General features: G+C 72.2%; 16 protein-coding genes. 7 read left to right on the top strand and 9 right to left on the bottom strand.

Annotated features, from left to right (window positions below; genetic code table 11):
* Positions 1 to 163 precede the first annotated feature (163 nt).
* Complete coding sequence (locus tag ACFVHO_RS16260; protein ID WP_385714084.1) at positions 164 to 982, bottom strand: hypothetical protein; 819 nt, start codon at positions 980 to 982, stop codon at positions 164 to 166.
* A gap of 316 nt (positions 983 to 1,298) precedes the next feature.
* On the opposite strand from ACFVHO_RS16260, the gene ACFVHO_RS16255 reads away from it, so the two are divergent.
* Positions 1,299 to 2,738, top strand: a complete 1,440-nt coding sequence (locus tag ACFVHO_RS16255) for an FG-GAP-like repeat-containing protein (RefSeq protein ID WP_385714081.1) — start codon at positions 1,299 to 1,301, stop codon at positions 2,736 to 2,738.
* 31 nt (positions 2,739 to 2,769) lie between these two features.
* Here ACFVHO_RS16255 and ACFVHO_RS16250 read toward each other — a convergent pair whose 3' ends face one another.
* Positions 2,770 to 3,471, bottom strand: coding sequence for a TetR/AcrR family transcriptional regulator (locus ACFVHO_RS16250; protein WP_385714078.1), 702 nt, complete (start codon positions 3,469 to 3,471; stop codon positions 2,770 to 2,772).
* 48 nt (positions 3,472 to 3,519) lie between these two features.
* Here ACFVHO_RS16250 and ACFVHO_RS16245 point away from each other — a divergent pair, with 48 nt between their 5' ends.
* Positions 3,520 to 5,154, top strand: a complete 1,635-nt coding sequence (locus ACFVHO_RS16245; RefSeq protein ID WP_385714075.1) for an FAD-dependent oxidoreductase — start codon at positions 3,520 to 3,522, stop codon at positions 5,152 to 5,154.
* Between the two features lie 15 nt (positions 5,155 to 5,169).
* Here the strand turns inward: ACFVHO_RS16245 and ACFVHO_RS16240 are convergent, their stop codons facing one another.
* From ACFVHO_RS16240 to ACFVHO_RS16225, 4 genes are all read right to left on the bottom strand, one after another.
* The gene (locus ACFVHO_RS16240; protein WP_385714072.1) at positions 5,170 to 5,850 is read right to left on the bottom strand and encodes a hypothetical protein; all 681 of its coding nucleotides are present in this window, start codon (positions 5,848 to 5,850) and stop codon (positions 5,170 to 5,172) included.
* A 116-nt stretch (positions 5,851 to 5,966) separates the two neighbouring features.
* Positions 5,967 to 6,470: a hypothetical protein gene (locus tag ACFVHO_RS16235; protein ID WP_385714069.1), complete on the bottom strand. Its 504-nt coding sequence runs from the start codon at positions 6,468 to 6,470 to the stop codon at positions 5,967 to 5,969.
* A gap of 159 nt (positions 6,471 to 6,629) precedes the next feature.
* On the bottom strand, positions 6,630 to 7,346 hold the full coding sequence (locus ACFVHO_RS16230; RefSeq protein WP_385714067.1) for a DUF4328 domain-containing protein: 717 nt from the start codon (positions 7,344 to 7,346) through the stop codon (positions 6,630 to 6,632).
* A 231-nt stretch (positions 7,347 to 7,577) separates the two neighbouring features.
* Positions 7,578 to 9,200 carry a glycoside hydrolase family 20 protein gene (locus tag ACFVHO_RS16225; protein ID WP_385714065.1) on the bottom strand — a complete coding sequence of 541 codons (1,623 nt, stop codon included), beginning with the start codon at positions 9,198 to 9,200 and terminating at the stop codon, positions 7,578 to 7,580.
* 274 nt (positions 9,201 to 9,474) lie between these two features.
* Between ACFVHO_RS16225 and ACFVHO_RS16220 the strand changes: the two genes are divergently transcribed.
* The 5 genes from ACFVHO_RS16220 (at position 9,475) to ACFVHO_RS16200 (ending at position 13,636) form a co-directional block, all read left to right on the top strand.
* Positions 9,475 to 10,056, top strand: a complete 582-nt coding sequence (locus tag ACFVHO_RS16220; RefSeq protein ID WP_385714282.1) for a 2-oxo-4-hydroxy-4-carboxy-5-ureidoimidazoline decarboxylase — start codon at positions 9,475 to 9,477, stop codon at positions 10,054 to 10,056.
* A 148-nt stretch (positions 10,057 to 10,204) separates the two neighbouring features.
* On the top strand, positions 10,205 to 10,585 hold the full coding sequence (gene sdhC, locus ACFVHO_RS16215) for a succinate dehydrogenase, cytochrome b556 subunit (protein WP_078619514.1): 381 nt from the start codon (positions 10,205 to 10,207) through the stop codon (positions 10,583 to 10,585).
* Positions 10,586 to 10,593: 8 nt separating this feature from the next.
* A complete protein-coding gene (locus tag ACFVHO_RS16210) occupies positions 10,594 to 11,088 on the top strand; it encodes a succinate dehydrogenase hydrophobic membrane anchor subunit (RefSeq protein ID WP_087885611.1) in 495 nt (164 codons plus the stop codon).
* Positions 11,089 to 11,111: 23 nt separating this feature from the next.
* Complete coding sequence (sdhA, locus tag ACFVHO_RS16205) at positions 11,112 to 12,875, top strand: succinate dehydrogenase flavoprotein subunit (RefSeq protein ID WP_385714062.1); 1,764 nt, start codon at positions 11,112 to 11,114, stop codon at positions 12,873 to 12,875.
* Positions 12,875 to 13,636, top strand: coding sequence for a succinate dehydrogenase iron-sulfur subunit (locus ACFVHO_RS16200; protein ID WP_380844563.1), 762 nt, complete (start codon positions 12,875 to 12,877; stop codon positions 13,634 to 13,636). The genes sdhA and ACFVHO_RS16200 overlap by 1 nt, the downstream gene beginning before the upstream one ends.
* Positions 13,637 to 13,708: 72 nt before the next feature.
* Here the strand turns inward: ACFVHO_RS16200 and narI are convergent, their stop codons facing one another.
* Genes narI through narH form a run of 3 tightly spaced genes read right to left on the bottom strand, consistent with a single transcriptional unit; the run spans position 13,709 to position 16,610 of the window.
* The gene (gene narI / locus ACFVHO_RS16195) at positions 13,709 to 14,434 is read right to left on the bottom strand and encodes a respiratory nitrate reductase subunit gamma (protein WP_385714059.1); all 726 of its coding nucleotides are present in this window, start codon (positions 14,432 to 14,434) and stop codon (positions 13,709 to 13,711) included.
* Positions 14,434 to 14,982: a nitrate reductase molybdenum cofactor assembly chaperone gene (gene narJ / locus ACFVHO_RS16190; RefSeq protein ID WP_385714056.1), complete on the bottom strand. Its 549-nt coding sequence runs from the start codon at positions 14,980 to 14,982 to the stop codon at positions 14,434 to 14,436. The genes narI and narJ overlap by 1 nt, the downstream gene beginning before the upstream one ends.
* Positions 14,979 to 16,610: a nitrate reductase subunit beta gene (narH, locus tag ACFVHO_RS16185; RefSeq protein ID WP_385714053.1), complete on the bottom strand. Its 1,632-nt coding sequence runs from the start codon at positions 16,608 to 16,610 to the stop codon at positions 14,979 to 14,981. Before narH ends, narJ begins: the two co-directional genes overlap by 4 nt.

Raw genomic sequence — 16,610 nt, 5'->3', positions numbered from 1 at the left:
TTGTACAACATGCAACTAGCGGGTGACGCATCGCGGTGTGACAGAAAACGCACCCGGGACGCAGAAGGGAGTACGGACCGCCACGCGGTTCGTGCCGTGTGACGGCCGGGGCCTCTCCTGTGGGGGGTGGCGGCCCCGGCCGCTCACTCGCCGGCGGTGCGGCTCAGACCTCGAAGAGGTCGGCCCCCGCCGGTCCCCCGAACTCGCTCGCGTCGACGACCTCGTCCGCCGACGGCGTCTCCACCTCGAACGGCTCGTTGTAGTCGGACAGCTTGAGGACCCGGCGCTCGCCGGCCTCCTCGGCCTCGTAGGCCGTGATGCGGTGCTCGCCCTCGGCGGCGACGTACAGGACGTTCTTGTCCCCGCGCTCCACGTCGACGACCGGGATGACCTGCCTGCCGTAGCGGTACGTCGGCCGTTCGGCCCGGACGGTGCCCTCGAAGTCCTCGTCCCCGAGCCCTTCGATCGCCTGGGACAGACTGCCCAGGTCGCACATCCCCTTGGAGAAGGCGGCCTTGTCCTGCGGCATCCGCAGGTACTTGCCGCGGACCAGCGCGACCCGCTGCCTGATGGCCGCGGCGGCGGCCGGTTCCTCCGCCTCGGCCTGGGCGACCAGGCCGTCGAGGGAGGCCTCGGTGAACCGGATGTGGGTGGCGCCGCCCTTGACCACGAGCAGCTCGCCGCTCTGCCCCTGGCCGCCGTCGAACGTGCCCGTGCAGTTGGAGTGCCGGTCGACGCGCAGCGACACCTCGATGCGCTGGGCCGTCCCCGCGGTCGCCGAGCCCTTGGTGATCGCGGCGTTCAGGCGCAGCGACCGCGCCGACTCGAGCAGCCGCATGCCCTCCGTCGCGAGCCGGGTGCCGCGCGCCTGGTCCGGCGACAGCTGCTGCTCGAAGGTCCCGCTCAGCCGCACCGGCTCGTCGTCGGCGCCGCAGGCCGTCAGCGCCGACGCCGTCGCGGCGGCCACGAGGACGGCGGCCACGCCCCGGGACCGGCTCCGGCGTCGGCCGCCCCGCGTCCCGTGTCCCGCTGTCCGCCCCACAGTGCCCACTCGTCCCGCCGACCTTTCCGGTTCCCGACCGCGCGCTCAGGCGCCCACGGTTCGCGTCCGCGTTCTCACGCTTTTCTCATGCGACCCGTCCCATGAACCCTGCGTGGCGGTCCGTCCGGTTGTCACACCGGTGCGGTGAGGGAAAGGTCACGCGACACTTCGCCCCGCCCCGTACAACCCTTCCGTTCTGCGGGTAGTCGTACGAACTCGCTGATTCACCAGGAGCTCACCAGAGGGGTTGGGGCATTTGAGCCTGCGAAAGGCGCACCGCGGGGCATGGCTGGCCGTCGGGGCGGTCGTGCTCGGCGGCACCGGAGTCATGGCGGGCACGGGGGCGACGGCGTACGCGGCCGACGCCACGCCCGCCGCGCCCACGGCCGACTTCGACCGCGACGGCACCGTCGACCTCGTCGCGGCCACGCCGCGCGCGTCCGGGTCGAAGGGGTCGGTGACCGTCGTGCCGGGCGGCGCGGGCGGCCCGGCGGCGGGGAAGAAGAAGACGCTCACGCAGTCGAGCACGGGCGTGCCCGGCGTGAGCGAGTCGGGCGACGAGTGGGGCGCGGCCACGGCCTGGGGCGACATCGACGGGGACGGCAACGCGGACCTCGTGATCGGCGCGCCGGGCGAGGACGACATGTCGGGCCACAAGGACCGCGGCGCCGTGACGATGCTGTACGGCCCGAAGTTCACGTCCGGCACGGACATGCAGCTGTCGGAGGACTTCGCCTACGGCGGCGCGCGGTTCGGCTCGGCGGTCGCCGTCGGCGACTTCGACGCCGACGGCAAGGCGGACGTGTTCGCCGCCGCCACCGGCACGGGCGGCAGCTGGTCGGCGCGGTTCGCGGCGGGCCGCGAGACGGCGGGCACGGTCACGTCCGGCGACAGCGCCATCGCGTACGCCGACGCCGCTTCCGGCGACTTCAATGGCGACAAGTACGCCGACGTGGCCCTCACCTACCGCGACGCGGCCGGGCAGGGGAAGGTCGTCTGGTTCAAGGGCACCCGCTCCGGGCTGAGCCGGGTGAGCACGCTGACGGCCAAGGGCGGCCGCTCGGTGGCCGCGGGCGACGTGACCGGCGACGGCCGCGACGACCTCGTCATCGGCCAGCCGTACACCTCGGAGTCCGGCGCGCACGCGGGCGGCCAGGTGACGGTGGTGCCCGGTACGTCGTCGGGCCTGTCCTCCGCGGGCGCGACCACGGTCCACCAGGCGAGCCCCGGAGTGGTGGGCGCGGCCGAGGCGGGCGACGCGCTCGGCTGGTCGGTGGCGGTGGGCGACGTCGACAAGGACGGGCACGCGGACGTCCTCGCGGGTGCGCCCGGCGAGGACATCACGCGCGCGGGCAAGTCCCGTACGGACGCGGGAACGTCACTGCTCTTCAAGGGCACCGCGTCCGGCCTGACGGGCGCGGGCTCGCTCGCCGTCAGCCAGGACGAGCCGGACGTGCCCGGCTCCACCGAGACCGGCGACCGGCTCGGCTCGGCCGTCACCCTCGCCGACTTCGACGGCGACGGCCGCGCGGACCTCGCCATCGGCGCGGACGGCGAGGACGAGGCCACCGGCACGATCCTGCAACTGGACACCGCCGCCTCGGGGGCGCCGGTACTGGGGAGCGGGGTCTACTACGGGCGGACGCAGCTCGGTACGGCCGCGAAGGCGCATCTGGGCGAGGCGCTTACGCCCTGACGTCCCTGACACAGCCGGACGGCCGGCGCGATCACGGAGCGGGCGGTGCCGACGCGGCCTCGGAAGGCCGGGGCCGGGGCCGGGGCACCGCCCGCTCCAGCGCGTCGAAGGCCCGGTGCACCAACTCGCGGTGGCCTACGGCGGCTTCGTCGGCGCCGGTGCCCGCGAGCTGGCGCCGGGCCGTCGTGGCGTACGCGGTGCGGTACGCCGCCAGCGTCAGGGCGGCGGTGAGGCGGGTGTCGTCCCCCGGCGCGGCGGGGTCCTCGCCCGCGGCCCGCGCGAGGGCCGCCGCGAGGGCGTCCTCCAGCTCCTCCAGGGCCTCGCGGGCGCGGGAGCGCAGCGCGGGCGAGTCGAGGACGACCTGCCAGAAGCGCGGGAAGGACTCGCCGACGGCCCCGAACGGGTGCCGCTCGTCGAGGAGTTCGAGGACGCGGCGGCGCAGGGCGGCGAGCGGCGTCTCGCCCGGGCGGCGGTCGGCGACGGCCCGGGTCACCGTCTCGACGCCCTCCGGGACGCGGTCGAGGAACAGGTCCTCCTTGCGCGGGAAGTGGTTGAAGACCGTCATCGTCGAGACCTCGGCCGCGGCCGCCACCTCCGCGACGGTCACCTGCTCGAAGCCCCGCCGCAGGATCAACAGCGTCGCCTCGTCGGTGATGCGCTGCCGGGTCCGGCGCTTCTTGCGCTCCCGCAGGCCGAGTTCCTCGTCCCGCGGCTGCCCTGTATGCCTCTCCATGACCTTCACTATACTCGCTATAAACTTTTAGTGACTACAGTCAAATGCATGACAACGAACTCATACGACGTGGTCGTGGTCGGCGGCGGCCCCGTGGGCCTGATGCTGGCCTGCGAACTCCGGCTCGGCGGCGCCTCCGTGGTCGTCCTGGAACGGCTGACGGAGATCGACACGACCATCAAGGCAGGGGCGGTGAACACCCCCAGCGCCGAGGCCTTCCACCGGCGCGGCCTACTCCCCGCCCTCGCGGCCGAACAGGAGCGCACCCTCCGCGAGTTCAGGGAGTTCGCGCGGCAGCGCACGGCGGCGTCCGGCGCCCCGGCCGGTCCGGTCAAGGTGGCGCCGCGCTTCGCCGGGCACTTCGCGGGGATCCCGCTGAGCGCCGACCTCCTGGACGCGGACGACCCCGACTTCGCCGGGCGCGGCCCCGCCGACCACGTCGGCCTGGTGCCGCAGGCCGCGGTCGAGGAGGTGCTCGCGGCCCGCGCCGACGCGCTTGGCGTGGACCTGCGCCGGGGCACGGAGGTGACGGGCTTCGACGAGCGCGCGGACGGCGTGACCGTACGGACGTCCGCCGGGACGGTCCGCGCGGGCTGGCTCGTCGGCTGCGACGGCGGCCGCAGCCTCGTCCGCAAGTCCGCGGGCTTCGGCTTCCCCGGCACGGACCCGGAGATCACGGGGCGGCAGGCCCTGGTCGACCTGGAGCACGCCGACGGCCTGCGCCTCGGCTGGAACAGCACGCCCACCGGGATCTACTCCTACGGTCCGATACCCGGCCGCGTCCTGACCGTCGAGTTCGACGGCGTGCCGCAGAACCGGGACGCGCCCGTCACGGCGGCGGAGATGCAGACGAGCATCCGGGCCGTGACCGGCGTGGACGTCACCGTCACCCGCGTGCGCACGGCGACCCGGTTCACCGACAACGCCCGGCAGGCGACGACGTACCGAAAGGGCCGGGTGCTGCTCGCGGGCGACGCCGCGCACGTCCACTCGCCGTTCGGCGGCCAGGGCCTGAACCTCGGCATCGGCGACGCGCTGAACCTCGGGTGGAAGCTCGCCGCCACCGTCCGCGGCGACGCGCCCGACGGCCTGCTCGACACCTACACCGCCGAGCGGCATCCCCTCGGCGCCTGGGTCCTGGACTGGACGCGGGCCCAGATCGCCCTGATGCGCCCCGACCCGCGTGCGCGCGCCCTGCGGGGCATCGTCGACGACCTGATGGGGACGGTGACGGGCACGACGTACTTCGTCAAGAAGATCTCGGGCGTCCGGCAGCGGTACGACCTCGGCGGCTCCCACCCCCTCACCGGGGCGAGCGCCCCCGACCTCGTGTTCGCCGACGGCAGCCGCCTCGCCGACCTGCTCCACGACGGCCGCGCCCTGCTCCTGGACCTCACGGACGACGCGGCGCTGCGGGCCAGGGCCGAGGGGTACGGGGACCGGCTGCGCACGCACACGGCCGCGTGCCCGGACCGGCCGAAGCTGGCGGCCGCGCTCGTCCGTCCGGACGGGTACGTGGCGTGGGCGGCGGACGCCGGGGGTGACGCGGGGGCCGCGCCGGACGAGCCACATGGGCCGGACACGCCGAATGATCCGGACACATCGGATGATCCGGACACGCCGGACGGGCTGGGCGCGTTGACGGCGGCGCTGTCGCGCTGGCTGGGCGAGCCCGCGCGCTGACCCGCCGGACCGGCCCTAGTCCGTCCCCGCCCCCGACCGCCGCGACCGCGACACCACCGCCCGAAGGACCCGCCGTCCCTCGGTCGACACGTCGAGCACCTGGCGCAGTCCGCCGCCGGTGCCCGCGCGGCCGCCGAGCAGTTCCAGGACCCGTACCTGGCGCCGGAGTTCGGCGGAGACGAGCGGTGACACGCCGTCGTTCCCGGCGTCCAGGAGCCGGTGGACCTGGAGGGCGGCGGCCGAGCAGCCGTCGGCCCAGACGCGCAGGGAGTCGGCCGAGCGGGCGCCGGGGGCGGCGTCGAGCATGCGCCGGGCGAGGGCGACGGCGTCGGGGTCCGCGCCGGACGCGCCGGACGCGCCAGCTCGGTCAGACCCACCGGACCCACCGGACCCACTGGCCCCATCGGCCCCGAGCACCCCCCGCACCTCCCCCAACGCCCCTTCCCACGCCGTGCCGTCGGCGAGGCTCACCCACAGGGGGCGAAGGACCTGGTCGTCGTCGCCGAGCAGCGGGAGGCAGCGGTCGAGGCAGCCGAGTCCGCTGGCGGCCAGGGCGGTCTCGTCGGCGAGGGCGATGAGGTCGACCAGGCTCGGCTGGCCGGTATCCGACGGTCCGGCGGCGCGGAGCGCGCTATCCGGCCATGCGTCGCCCGTCCACGCCTGCGGGTCTGAACTGGGCAAAGGGCTCGTACTCATGACGTACGCCGTCTCCTGTCGCGGACTGGGCACCTCCGCATGCCCCACTTGCCCTTACTGCGTGCGGAGGCTCAGTAACGTCACAGCGGCCGGAATTCGACGCTGCGCGCGACAGGCTACTGCGGGAACACCCCGAGCCGGTCGAGGAATCGGAAGAACAGTTCCTCCGCGGACGGTTCGGGATCCGCGGTGAGGACGTCGAGGAGCGCGGCGGGCCGTGCGGTGCGGCCCGACTCGGCGGCCCAGGCGACGGCGCGCTCGGCGGCGTCGCGCGGCTCCAGGAAGTAGTCCTCGACGGTCAGTTCGTCCTCGCCGAGATACCCGGCCATCGCCTCGCGGGCCAGACACGTCGTCCACGCACCGCTCTCCGGCGCCGCCGCCTCGACCACGACGCAGTCGCTGTCCAGGACGTACCCGAAGAGCGCGGGCGCCGCCGTCTCCCGGGCGAGCGCGTTCATGTTGCCGACGTCCACCGAACCGTCGCCCGGGCACTCCCAGACCTGCCAGCCGTCGGGGCGTTCCTCAAGGAGCGTGAGCCGGTCGCGTACGCCCGCCACCGCGGCGAACTCCCCGAGCGGCCGCGCGCTCCTGCCCACGACGTAGTACCCCCAGTAGCCCATCTCCGTGCCCCCGCTGTGCTCGAACCGTTGTTTCCGGCTTCTGGCCGAATACACCACAGGGCGCGTGCCCGCGCCACCAAAAGCACGGATCGGACACAGCACGCGCGGATGATCCACGCGTTCGGCCACGGATGATCCACGCGACCGGCCGCGGCCGGGCTAGACGAAGGGACGCCCCGGGCCCGAGCGCGCCAGCTCGTCCTGCATCGCGGTGAGCCGCCGCACGAACAGCATCGCGACGACGGCGGCGGCGATGTTGATGAGGTCGGAGGCCATCAGGGAGACGACGGCCTGCTGGATCTTCTCGGGCTCCTCGGCGGCCCTGTACTGGCGCGAGGCGATCTGCCCGAAGATGCCGGTCGTGAGCCACAGCGTCCACCAGGCGTTGAGGAGCGTGCGCCGCTTGTTCTCCCGGCCCGCGCCCGGCAGCCAGCGACCGCCGGAGCTGGCGTCCCAGATGTCGACGGCGACCCGGCGCGGGAACCACAGGTTGGCGATCGGCACGAACCAGCCGCCGATCGCCCAGCCCCGCGACTTGCTGTGCGCGTCCGGCGCGAACACCTCGGCGTTCACCCGCACCCGGTGGAACCAGCACAGGAAGAGGACGACGGTGCCGACGAACACCGCGCCCTGGAGGATCCCGGAGACGCCGTACAGCGTGTCGGCCCGGTCGAGACGGTCCTCGGTGACGGCGCCGTAGTCCCCGTCGATCACATCGCTCACCACGCCGAAGACCCCGCCGCCCGCCCACAGCGAGAACAGGTCGGCGGCGATGCCGGCCCCGAGCAGCGCCACCGTGGCGTTCGCGAGGCCCATGGGCGACTTCAGCCAGGCACCGGGGCCGGGGGCGGACGGCGGCGGCGGTGCCGAGGGCATGAGTGGTGGCGTGTACGACATGACGGAGCGGTCCCCCACGGGTCGAGATCGAATGAGCGCGTCGAACGAGCGCCACGAGAACGAGGTCGGCGCCGCCCACACCCCTCCCCGGGCGTCGGCGCGACACGACCGGCGCAATGTACGCGTCAACGACAGGGGTGTCCACCCGTGGATCATTCGGGACTTGACGGGCCATTTCGCGGCAGCCGGGTGCGGACTCGGCGCGCGGGCTCAGCGCGCGGGTCGTTGCAGATCTCCCGCAAGGCGCACGAACCCGGCCCACGGCCGCGTCGGCCCCCGCTCGTCCCACAGCTTCTGCGCCGTCGCCCGCAGCGGCATCCGGATCCCGCGCGCCACCTGCTCCTGCGTCTGCGACCCGGCGAGGTCGCACCATACGGCGAAGGTGCCGCCGAGGATCCGCCGGTCGTACGAGGCGGGGACGGGCCGGGTGCCGCGCAGGACGAGCGGGGTCCACTGCTCGTAGATGCGCTGCCCGGTGGGGTAGCGGAAGTCGTTGGGCTGGCCGAGGACGTAGTAGAGGTACTCGTCGTTGTAGTTGAGGACGTCGCGGCCCTCGCGCAGGTACTCGACGGGCTCGCGGGCGCCGATCTCCTTGCCGGTCCAGTACGCGACCTCGATCCGGTCCTCGACCCGGGTGACGCCGCCCCGGAAGAACCCGTCGTTCCAGGCCCGCACCTCCCGCCCCGGGCCCACCGCCTTCGCGCGGTCGTTCAGCCACGCCGTCGCCAGGTCCTGCACGCGGGCGTCCGGGCCGAGGCGCTCGCGCGCGGCGGCGGCGAGCTGCGGGTAGGACGCCTGGGGGTCGCTCCGGGTCAGCGCCTGGTACTCGTCGGCGCCGAGGTGCCAGCGGGCGCCGGGGAACAGCTCGGCGTACTCGCGCAGCAGGTCGTCGACGATCTCGGCGGCCTTCGGCTTCGCTATGTCGACCGCGCCGCGCGTGGCCACGCCCCGGCTGTCGCGCAGTTGCAGATCCGGGTGGGCGGCTATGACCGCACCGAGGTGTCCGGGCGAGTCGATCTCCGGTACGACGGTGATGTGCCGCTCGGCCGCGAGGTCGACGATGCGGCGGACCTGCGCCTTGGTGAGGTGGTCGGCGGAGACGACCTCGGGGTGCGAGTCGGAGGCGATGCGGAAGGCCTGGTCGTCGGAGAAGTGCAGCCCCAGTTCGTTGTACTTGAGGTCGCCGAGCTCGCGGATCCGGTCCTCTATCCACCCGGCGGAGAAGTGCTTGCGGGCGATGTCGACCATGAAGCCGCGGCGCGGCTTGGCGGGCCGGTCCCGCACGACGCCCTCCGGGGCGCTCCGGCCGCCCGCGACCTCCTGCTTGAGGGTGCGGGTGCCATAGAACACCCCGGCCTCGGCGGGCGCGGCGACGCGCACGACGCGGTCCTTGACGGTGAGGGTGTACGACTCGGCGCCACCGCCGCCCCGCCCCTCGCCCCCGGACAGCTCCAGGCGCACGTCGCCCGCGCGCGGCCTCGCCCCGCCCGCGTACCGCAGCCGCAGCTCCCCGGCGAGCAGCCGGGCCTCGTCCGCGAGGACCCGGTCCCCGACGACGACCCGGCCGCCGTCGCCCGGCCGCCAGCCGGGGCCCCGGGCGGGGGTGTGCTCACGGACGGCGGGGATGGTGGCGGGCGCCTCGGAGAGGGCGTACGACTTCGTGGGCGCGGGCGAGCGCGGGGCGGGCTCGGACGCCGTCGCCGTCCCCGCGGTGCGCCCCCCGTCACCGGAGCCGCCGCCCGTGCCGGATCCGTCGGGCCAGAACCCGACCGCGAGGGCCACCGCCCCCGCCGCGACGATCCCCGTCCCGACGGCGAGCCGCCCCCGGATCACGACCCGCCCCCCACCGACACGCCCACAGCCCCGAAAACACGGGGACCCACCGCACCAGAAGTGAGAGCCTCCATGCCCCCACGCTAAGCCCGCCAGGACACCGCCCGCTCGTCCACCCCGGAAGGGACCACGCGTCCACCCAACAACCCCAAACTCTCCCATTCGGATGAAATCCGGGTGCCTCACGGACACCTCTCTCCCCACCCCGTTAGCGTGGTCCCAGACCCCGCGCCGGGATCCCACTCCGCGCCGGGACCACCCGTCGCCCGTTGCTCTGTGCCGAGGAGCTCCCCTGCCGCCGCACCGCGCCATACCGGACGCCCTGAACACCGCACAGCCCCAGGCCGCCGAGCGCACCCTGCTGACCTGCTGCGGAAGCGGTCACTGGGCCCATCGCGTCGCCGCACACCGGCCCTACCCCGACCTGGACGCGCTGCTCGCCGCCGCCGACGAGGCGGCCTACGACCTGACCCCCGACGACCTCGCCGAGGCCCTGGCCGCCGAACCCCTGGAGCCCTCGCTCCCGCCGGGCCCGGGCTACGAGGCCGCGGCCACCGCCCTGCGCGCCGCCACCGCCGCGTACGAGAGCCGCTTCGGCCACGCCTTCGTGGTCTGCCTCGACGCCGTCGCCCCCAGCGAGGCCCTCGACCACCTCCTCGCCTCCATCCGCGCCCGGCTCGGCAACGACCAGGAGGAGGAGCGCGCCGTGGCCGCCGAGGAGCTGCGCCGCCTGGCCCGCGGCCGCCTCACCCGTCTGGTCCACACACAGGCCGCGCCGACCGCCGCGGACCACCCCGTCGCACCCCCGGCCCGCCGCGGGGAACCCCACCGCGATAGCCCGTACGTACCAGTTTGATTGCCTGTTTGATCACACCAGCGGACCCCGGGCGGGGAAGCCGACAACTCGTCGATACGATGTCGAGCGGCCGGTGGACCGTACCCGGCCGGGCTCGTCCGACCGAGAAGCCGGCCGGCCCCAATCCCCGCTCCCGGAGGGTTCTTCCGTGCCGGCTGGAACGCTGTACCGCGGCCGGGAAGGCATGTGGTCATGGGTGGCTCATCGAGTCACCGGTGTCCTCATCTTCTTCTTCCTGTTCGTGCATGTCCTCGACACCGCTCTCGTCCGCGTCTCCCCGGAGGCGTACGACGAAGTCGTGGCTACCTACAAGACACCCCTCGTCGCGCTCCTGGAGTACGGCCTCGTCGCCGCGATCCTCTTCCACGCGCTCAACGGTCTGCGTGTCATCGCCGTCGACTTCTGGTCGAAGGGCCCCCGCTACCAGAAGCAGATGCTCTGGACCGTCGTGGGCATCTGGGTCGTGCTGATGGTCGGCGCGCTCTACCCGGTCCTCGGCCACGCCGTCCGTGAAGTATTCGGGAGCTGAGGCCAGACATGTCCACTGACACGACCGTAGAGAAGTCCGGCGGCTCCGGCGTCGGCCCCGTCGAGGACGTCTCGCTGTACGACGTCGACCACCCGGCCCCCCTCATCGAGGCCCCCCGCAAGCGCACCTCGAAGACCCCGCGCGCCACGCGCGGCAACTTCGAGATGGCCGCGTGGCTGTTCATGCGCCTGTCCGGCGTCGTCCTCGTCGTCCTCGTCATCACGCACCTGCTGATCCAGCTGGTCCTCGACGGCGGCGTGAGCAAGATCGGCTTCGCGTTCGTCGCCGGGCGCTGGGCCTCGCCGTTCTGGCAGGTCTGGGACCTGCTGATGCTGTGGCTCGCGATGCTGCACGGCGCGAACGGTCTGCGCACGGTCATCAACGACTACGCGGAGCGCCCGAACACGCGCCTGTGGCTGAAGGGCCTGCTGTACACCGCCACGGTGTTCACCATCCTGCTGGGCACGCTGGTGATCTTCACCTTCGACCCGAACATCCGCTAGGCACGGGGCTGAGGTAACCACCCATGAAGATCCACAAGTACGACACCGTCATCGTCGGCGCGGGCGGCGCCGGCATGCGCGCCGCCATCGAGGCGACGAAGCGCAGCCGCACCGCCGTGCTCACCAAGCTCTACCCCACGCGGTCCCACACGGGCGCGGCGCAGGGCGGCATGGCCGCCGCGCTCGCCAACGTGGAGGAGGACAACTGGGAGTGGCACACCTTCGACACGATCAAGGGCGGCGACTACCTGGTCGACCAGGACGCCGCCGAGATCCTGGCGAAGGAGGCCATCGACGCGGTCCTCGACCTCGAGAAGATGGGCCTGCCGTTCGGCCGCACGCCCGAGGGCCAGATCGACCAGCGCCGGTTCGGCGGTCACTCCCGCAACCACGGCGAGGCCCCGGTCCGCCGGTCCTGCTACTCGGGCGACCGCACCGGCCACATGATCCTCCAGACCCTCTATCAGAACTGCATCAAGGAGGGTGTGGAGTTCTTCAACGAGTTCTACGTCCTCGACCAGCTCATCGTGGAGGAGGACGGCGTCAAGAAGTCGGCGGGCGTCGTCGCGTACGAGCTGGCCACCGGCGAGATCCACGTCTTCCAGGCGAAGGCCGTCATCTACGCCTCGGGCGGCACCGGCAAGTTCTTCAAGGTGACGTCGAACGCGCACACCCTGACCGGTGACGGGCAGGCCGCCTGCTACCGGCGCGGGCTGCCGCTGGAGGACATGGAGTTCTTCCAGTTCCACCCGACCGGCATCTGGCGCATGGGCATCCTGCTCACGGAGGGCGCCCGCGGTGAGGGCGGCATCCTCCGCAACAAGGACGGCGAGCGCTTCATGGAGAAGTACGCGCCGGTCATGAAGGACCTCGCGTCCCGTGACGTCGTGTCCCGCTCCATCTACACGGAGATCCGTGAGGGCCGCGGCTGTGGTCCCGAGGGCGACCACGTCTACCTGGACCTCACGCACCTGCCGCCGGAGCAGCTGGACGCCAAGCTCCCGGACATCACCGAGTTCGCGCGCACCTACCTCGGCATCGAGCCCTACACGGACCCGATCCCGATCCAGCCGACCGCGCACTACGCCATGGGCGGCATCCCGACGAACGTCGAGGGTGAGGTCCTCTCGGACAACACCACCGTCGTCCCGGGCCTGTACGCGGCCGGCGAGGTCGCCTGTGTGTCCGTGCACGGCGCCAACCGCCTGGGCACGAACTCCCTCCTGGACATCAACGTCTTCGGCCGCCGCGCGGGCATCGCCGCCGCGGAGTACTCCGAGAAGGCCGACTTCGTGGAGCTTCCCGAGAACCCGGCGGAGCTCGTGGTCTCCCTGGTGGAGCAGCTGCGCGACTCCACCGGCACGGAGCGCGTCGCGGACATCCGCAAGGAGCTCCAGGAGACGATGGACGCCAACGTGATGGTGTTCCGTACGGAGCAGACCATCAAGACGGCCGTCGAGAAGATCGCCGAGCTGCGCGAGCGCTACAAGAACGTCTCGGTCCAGGACAAGGGCAAGCGCTTCAACACCGACCTCCTCGAGGCCATCGAGCTGGGCAACCTGCTCGACCTCGCCGAGGTCATGGCGGTCTCGGCCCTCGCCCGCAAGGAGTCCCGCGGCGGCCACTACCGCGAGGACTACCCCAACCGCGACGACGTCAACTTCATGCGCCACACCATGGCGTACCGCGAGGTCACCGGCGAGGGCGATTCAGCCACTGACTCGATCCGCCTCGACTACAAGCCGGTCGTCCAGACCCGCTACCAGCCGATGGAGCGTAAGTACTGATGGCAACTCCGACGATGGACAAGGTCGAGGCGGAAGCCGCGGCCTCGGACCACCTCATCACCGTCACCTTCCGGATCCGCCGCTTCAACCCGGAGATCTCGGCGGACGCGGTCTGGGAAGACTTCCAGCTGGAGATCGACCCCAAGGAGCGGGTCCTCGACGGTCTGCACAAGATCAAGTGGGACCTGGACGGCACCCTGACGTTCCGCCGCTCCTGCGCGCACGGCATCTGCGGCTCGGACGCCATGCGGATCAACGGCAAGAACCGTCTTGCCTGCAAGACCCTGATCAAGGACATCAACCCGGCCAAGCCGATCACGGTCGAGCCCATCAAGGGCCTGACGGTCCTCAAGGACCTCGTCGTGGACATGGAGCCGTTCTTCCAGGCCTACCGCGACGTGATGCCCTTCCTGGTCACCACGGGCAACGAGCCGACGCGCGAGCGCCTCCAGTCCCCCGAGGACCGCGAGCGCTTCGACGACACCACGAAGTGCATCCTCTGCGCCGCGTGCACGTCGTCCTGCCCGGTCTTCTGGAACGACGGCCAGTACTTCGGCCCGGCCGCGATCGTCAACGCGCACCGCTTCATCTTCGACAGCCGTGACGAGGCGGGCGAGCAGCGCCTGGAGATCCTGAACGACAAGGACGGCGTGTGGCGCTGCCGCACGACGTTCAACTGCACGGACGCCTGCCCGCGTGGCATCGAGGTCACGAAGGCGATCCAGGAAGTGAAGCGCGCCCTGATCACGCGCCGCTTCTGACGTTCGTACGCACAGGTGTGGGCCCCGTTCCCGGGTGGGAGCGGGGCCCACGCGCGTGTGCCGGGAGGAGGGTTACGAGTCCACCTTCTCCCACCCCCGCCGCTCCTTCCGTCGCCCAGGCTCCCCCGCCGTCCGGCTCCGGTACACCACGTACGGCCGGAACAGGTACTGCACCGGGGCGCTGAACATGTGGACCAGGCGGGTGAAGGGGACCAGGGCGATCAGGGTCATGCCGATGACGGCGTGGAGCTGGAAGGTCAGGGGGACGCCCACCATGGCGTCGGCGTCGGGCTGGAAGGTGAAGATGCCGCGGGCCCAGGGGGCGATCGTCTCGCGGTAGTCGTAGCCCTCGCTGACCGACGAGTTCGTGAGCTTGGCCCACATGCCCATCACGATGGCGGCCAGGAGCACCGCGTACATGAGCTTGTCGTTGCGGGTCGTCGCGCGGAAGACGGGGGTGTTGGTGCGGCGGCGGTAGAGGAGCAGGGCGATGCCCGCCACCGCGAGGAGGCCTGCCGCCGTGCCGCCGAAGAGGGAGAGCAGGTGGTACGCGTGCTCCTTCAGGCCGACCGCGTCCGTCCAGGACTCCGGGACGAACAGGCCCATGAGGTGGCCGACGAGGACGAAGAGGATGCCGTAGTGGAAGGCGGGGGACGCGATGTTCAGCAGCTTCGACTCGTACACCTGTGAGGAACGCGTCGTCCAGCCGAACTTGTCGTAGCGGTGGCGCCAGATGGTGCCCGCGATCAGCAGGGTCAGGGCGACGTAGGGCAGGACCGCCCAGAGGAGGGTGTGCATCAGTCGACTCCGACCGTCTCGGTGGGCGGGCCCGAGCGGGCCAGGGCGCGGGCCGCCGCGCGGTCCTTGGGCGAGGGTCCTGGGAGGGTGCGGCAGACGGCGTCGAGGACCGAGGCGTAGGGGGTGCCGTTCTCGGTGAGGGCGATGCGGAGGAGTTCGAGGCCCGCGCGGTGGGCCAGGAGCAGGTCCGGGGAGCCGGTCGCCGCCGTGAACTCGAGGACCGTGGGGAGGTGGTCGGGGAGTTCCTCGCCGGTGGGCTCCCAGCCGTGGGCCCGGTACGTCTCCTTGAAGGCGACGAGGGACTCGCCCCTGCGGCGGGTGTCGCCGTCCAGCCACCAGCTCAGGTACAGGCTGTGGCGGTTCTTGAAGTCGAAGGTGCGGACGTAGGCCTCGGCGAGGGCGGTCGGGGCCGAGGCCTCGGCGTGGTCCAGGAAGGCGGTCAGCTGCGGGACGGCCGCGCGGATCAGCGGGAAGTGGGATCGGGTCCGCTCGTCCGGGTAGCAGAGGCAGTGGGCGGCGCCCTGGTACAGCGCGGCGTGCGCGGTCATCGGTCCTCCTTCCCCGGCTCCGGGGTGTCCGCGGTCTGGCGGCCCCGGGAGGCGTGGAAGTTCTCGATCGTGACCAGGGGCAGGCCGTTGTGGGTTCCCGAGTCGTCGCCGAACGGGCCGGGGCCGCCCATCCCCGGTCCGCCCGCCGTGTCCAGGGAGCAGCCGTCCGGCACCGCCGACTCCTCCAGGCGCCGCGCGTCCGCCACGGCCGCCGTCGGGATGACGTACCGCTCGTCGTACTTGGCGATGGCCAGGAGCCGGTACATGTCCTCGATCCCGGCGCCCGTCATGCCGACCGCATCGGCGGCCGAACCGTCCGGCGGATCGCCCAGGTTGACGCTCCGCATGTACGACCGCATCGCCGCGAGCCGTTCGAGGGCGGCCCGCACCGGCGCGACGTCCCCGGCGGTGAAGAGTTCCGCAAGGTATTCGAGGGGGATCCGCAGGGTGTCGATGGCGCCGAAGAGGTTGTCCGCGTCCTCCCCGTCGTGTCCGGTCCCGGCCAGGGCCTCCACGACCGGGGACAGCGGCGGGACGTACCAGACCATGGGCAGGGTGCGGTACTCCGGATGCAGCGGGAGCGCCACCCGGTAGGTGCTGATCAGGGCGTGCACGGGTGAGCGCCGGGCGGCCTCGATCCAGTCGTGCGGGACGCCGTCGCGCTCGGCGGCACGCCGCACCTCCGGGTCGTCGGGGTCGAGGAAGACGCCCAACTGCGCCTCGTACAGGTCCTGTTCGGAAGGGGTGGACGCGGCCTCGGTGACCTTGTCCGCGTCGTAGAGGACCACCCCGAGATAGCGCAGGCGGCCCACGCACGTCTCGGAGCAGACCGTGGGCAGGCCCACTTCGAGGCGCGGGTAGCAGAGCGTGCATTTCTCCGCCTTGCCGGTGCGGTGGTTGAAGTAGACCTTCTTGTACGGGCAGCCCGTGACGCACTTGCGCCAGCCCCGGCAGCCGTCCTGGTCGACGAGGACGATGCCGTCCTCCGTCCGCTTGTACATCGCGCCGGACGGGCAGGACGCCACGCACGCCGGGTTCAGACAGTGCTCGCAGATGCGCGGCAGGTAGAACATGAAGGTCTCTTCGAAGGTGGCGCGGATCTGCTGGGAGACCCGCTCCGTGGTCTCACGGGCCTGGTCGCGGGCCCGCTGGACCAGCGGGTCGGCGTCGAGGCCGGGTGCGCCGCCGCCCAGGTTGTCGTCCCAGTTCGAGCTCCACTCGATCTTCATGGGCTTGCCGGTGAGCAGGGAGCGGGGCTCGGCGACCGGGTAGTCCTCGCCGAGGGGCGCTTCGGTGAGATTCCTGTACTCGTAGCTCCAGGGCTCGTAGTAGTCCTTGATCTGGGGCAGGACGGGGTTGGAGAAGATCGTGGCGAGGGCGTGGAAGCGGCCGCCCGCCTTGAGCTTCAGGGCGCCGCGCCGGTTCAGCTCCCAGCCGCCGCGCCACTTCTCCTGGTCCTCGTAGCGGCGCGGATAGCCCTGTCCCGGGCGGGTCTCGACGTTGTTGAACCAGACGTACTCCATGCCGGAGCGGTTGGTCCAGGTCTGTTTGCAGGTGACGGAGCAGGTGTGGCAGCCGATGCACTTGTCGAGGTTCATGACCATCGCGATCTGTGCGAGTACCCGCAT

The sequence above is a fragment of the Streptomyces sp. NPDC127108 genome (assembly GCF_042677545.1).
Classification (GTDB): Bacteria; Actinomycetota; Actinomycetes; order Streptomycetales; family Streptomycetaceae; genus Streptomyces.
The sequence above is the reverse complement of the archived record's forward strand: the minus strand, read 5'-3'. Positions and strand labels throughout refer to the sequence as shown.

Excerpts from the sequence above, each read along its gene's own strand:
- ACFVHO_RS16210 (WP_087885611.1), top strand. The coding sequence starts at position 10,594 with ATGTCCACTGACACGACCGTAGAGAAGTCCGGCGGCTCCGGCGTCGGC.
- ACFVHO_RS16245 (WP_385714075.1), top strand. The coding sequence starts at position 3,520 with ATGACAACGAACTCATACGACGTGGTCGTGGTCGGCGGCGGCCCCGTG.
- narI (WP_385714059.1), bottom strand. The coding sequence starts at position 14,434 with ATGCACACCCTCCTCTGGGCGGTCCTGCCCTACGTCGCCCTGACCCTG.
- ACFVHO_RS16235 (WP_385714069.1), bottom strand. The coding sequence starts at position 6,470 with ATGGGCTACTGGGGGTACTACGTCGTGGGCAGGAGCGCGCGGCCGCTC.
- narJ (WP_385714056.1), bottom strand. The coding sequence starts at position 14,982 with ATGACCGCGCACGCCGCGCTGTACCAGGGCGCCGCCCACTGCCTCTGC.
- narH (WP_385714053.1), bottom strand. The coding sequence starts at position 16,610 with ATGCGGGTACTCGCACAGATCGCGATGGTCATGAACCTCGACAAGTGC.
- sdhA (WP_385714062.1), top strand. The coding sequence starts at position 11,112 with ATGAAGATCCACAAGTACGACACCGTCATCGTCGGCGCGGGCGGCGCC.
- ACFVHO_RS16200 (WP_380844563.1), top strand. The coding sequence starts at position 12,875 with ATGGCAACTCCGACGATGGACAAGGTCGAGGCGGAAGCCGCGGCCTCG.
- ACFVHO_RS16240 (WP_385714072.1), bottom strand. The coding sequence starts at position 5,850 with ATGAGTACGAGCCCTTTGCCCAGTTCAGACCCGCAGGCGTGGACGGGC.
- ACFVHO_RS16230 (WP_385714067.1), bottom strand. The coding sequence starts at position 7,346 with ATGCCCTCGGCACCGCCGCCGCCGTCCGCCCCCGGCCCCGGTGCCTGG.
- ACFVHO_RS16250 (WP_385714078.1), bottom strand. The coding sequence starts at position 3,471 with ATGGAGAGGCATACAGGGCAGCCGCGGGACGAGGAACTCGGCCTGCGG.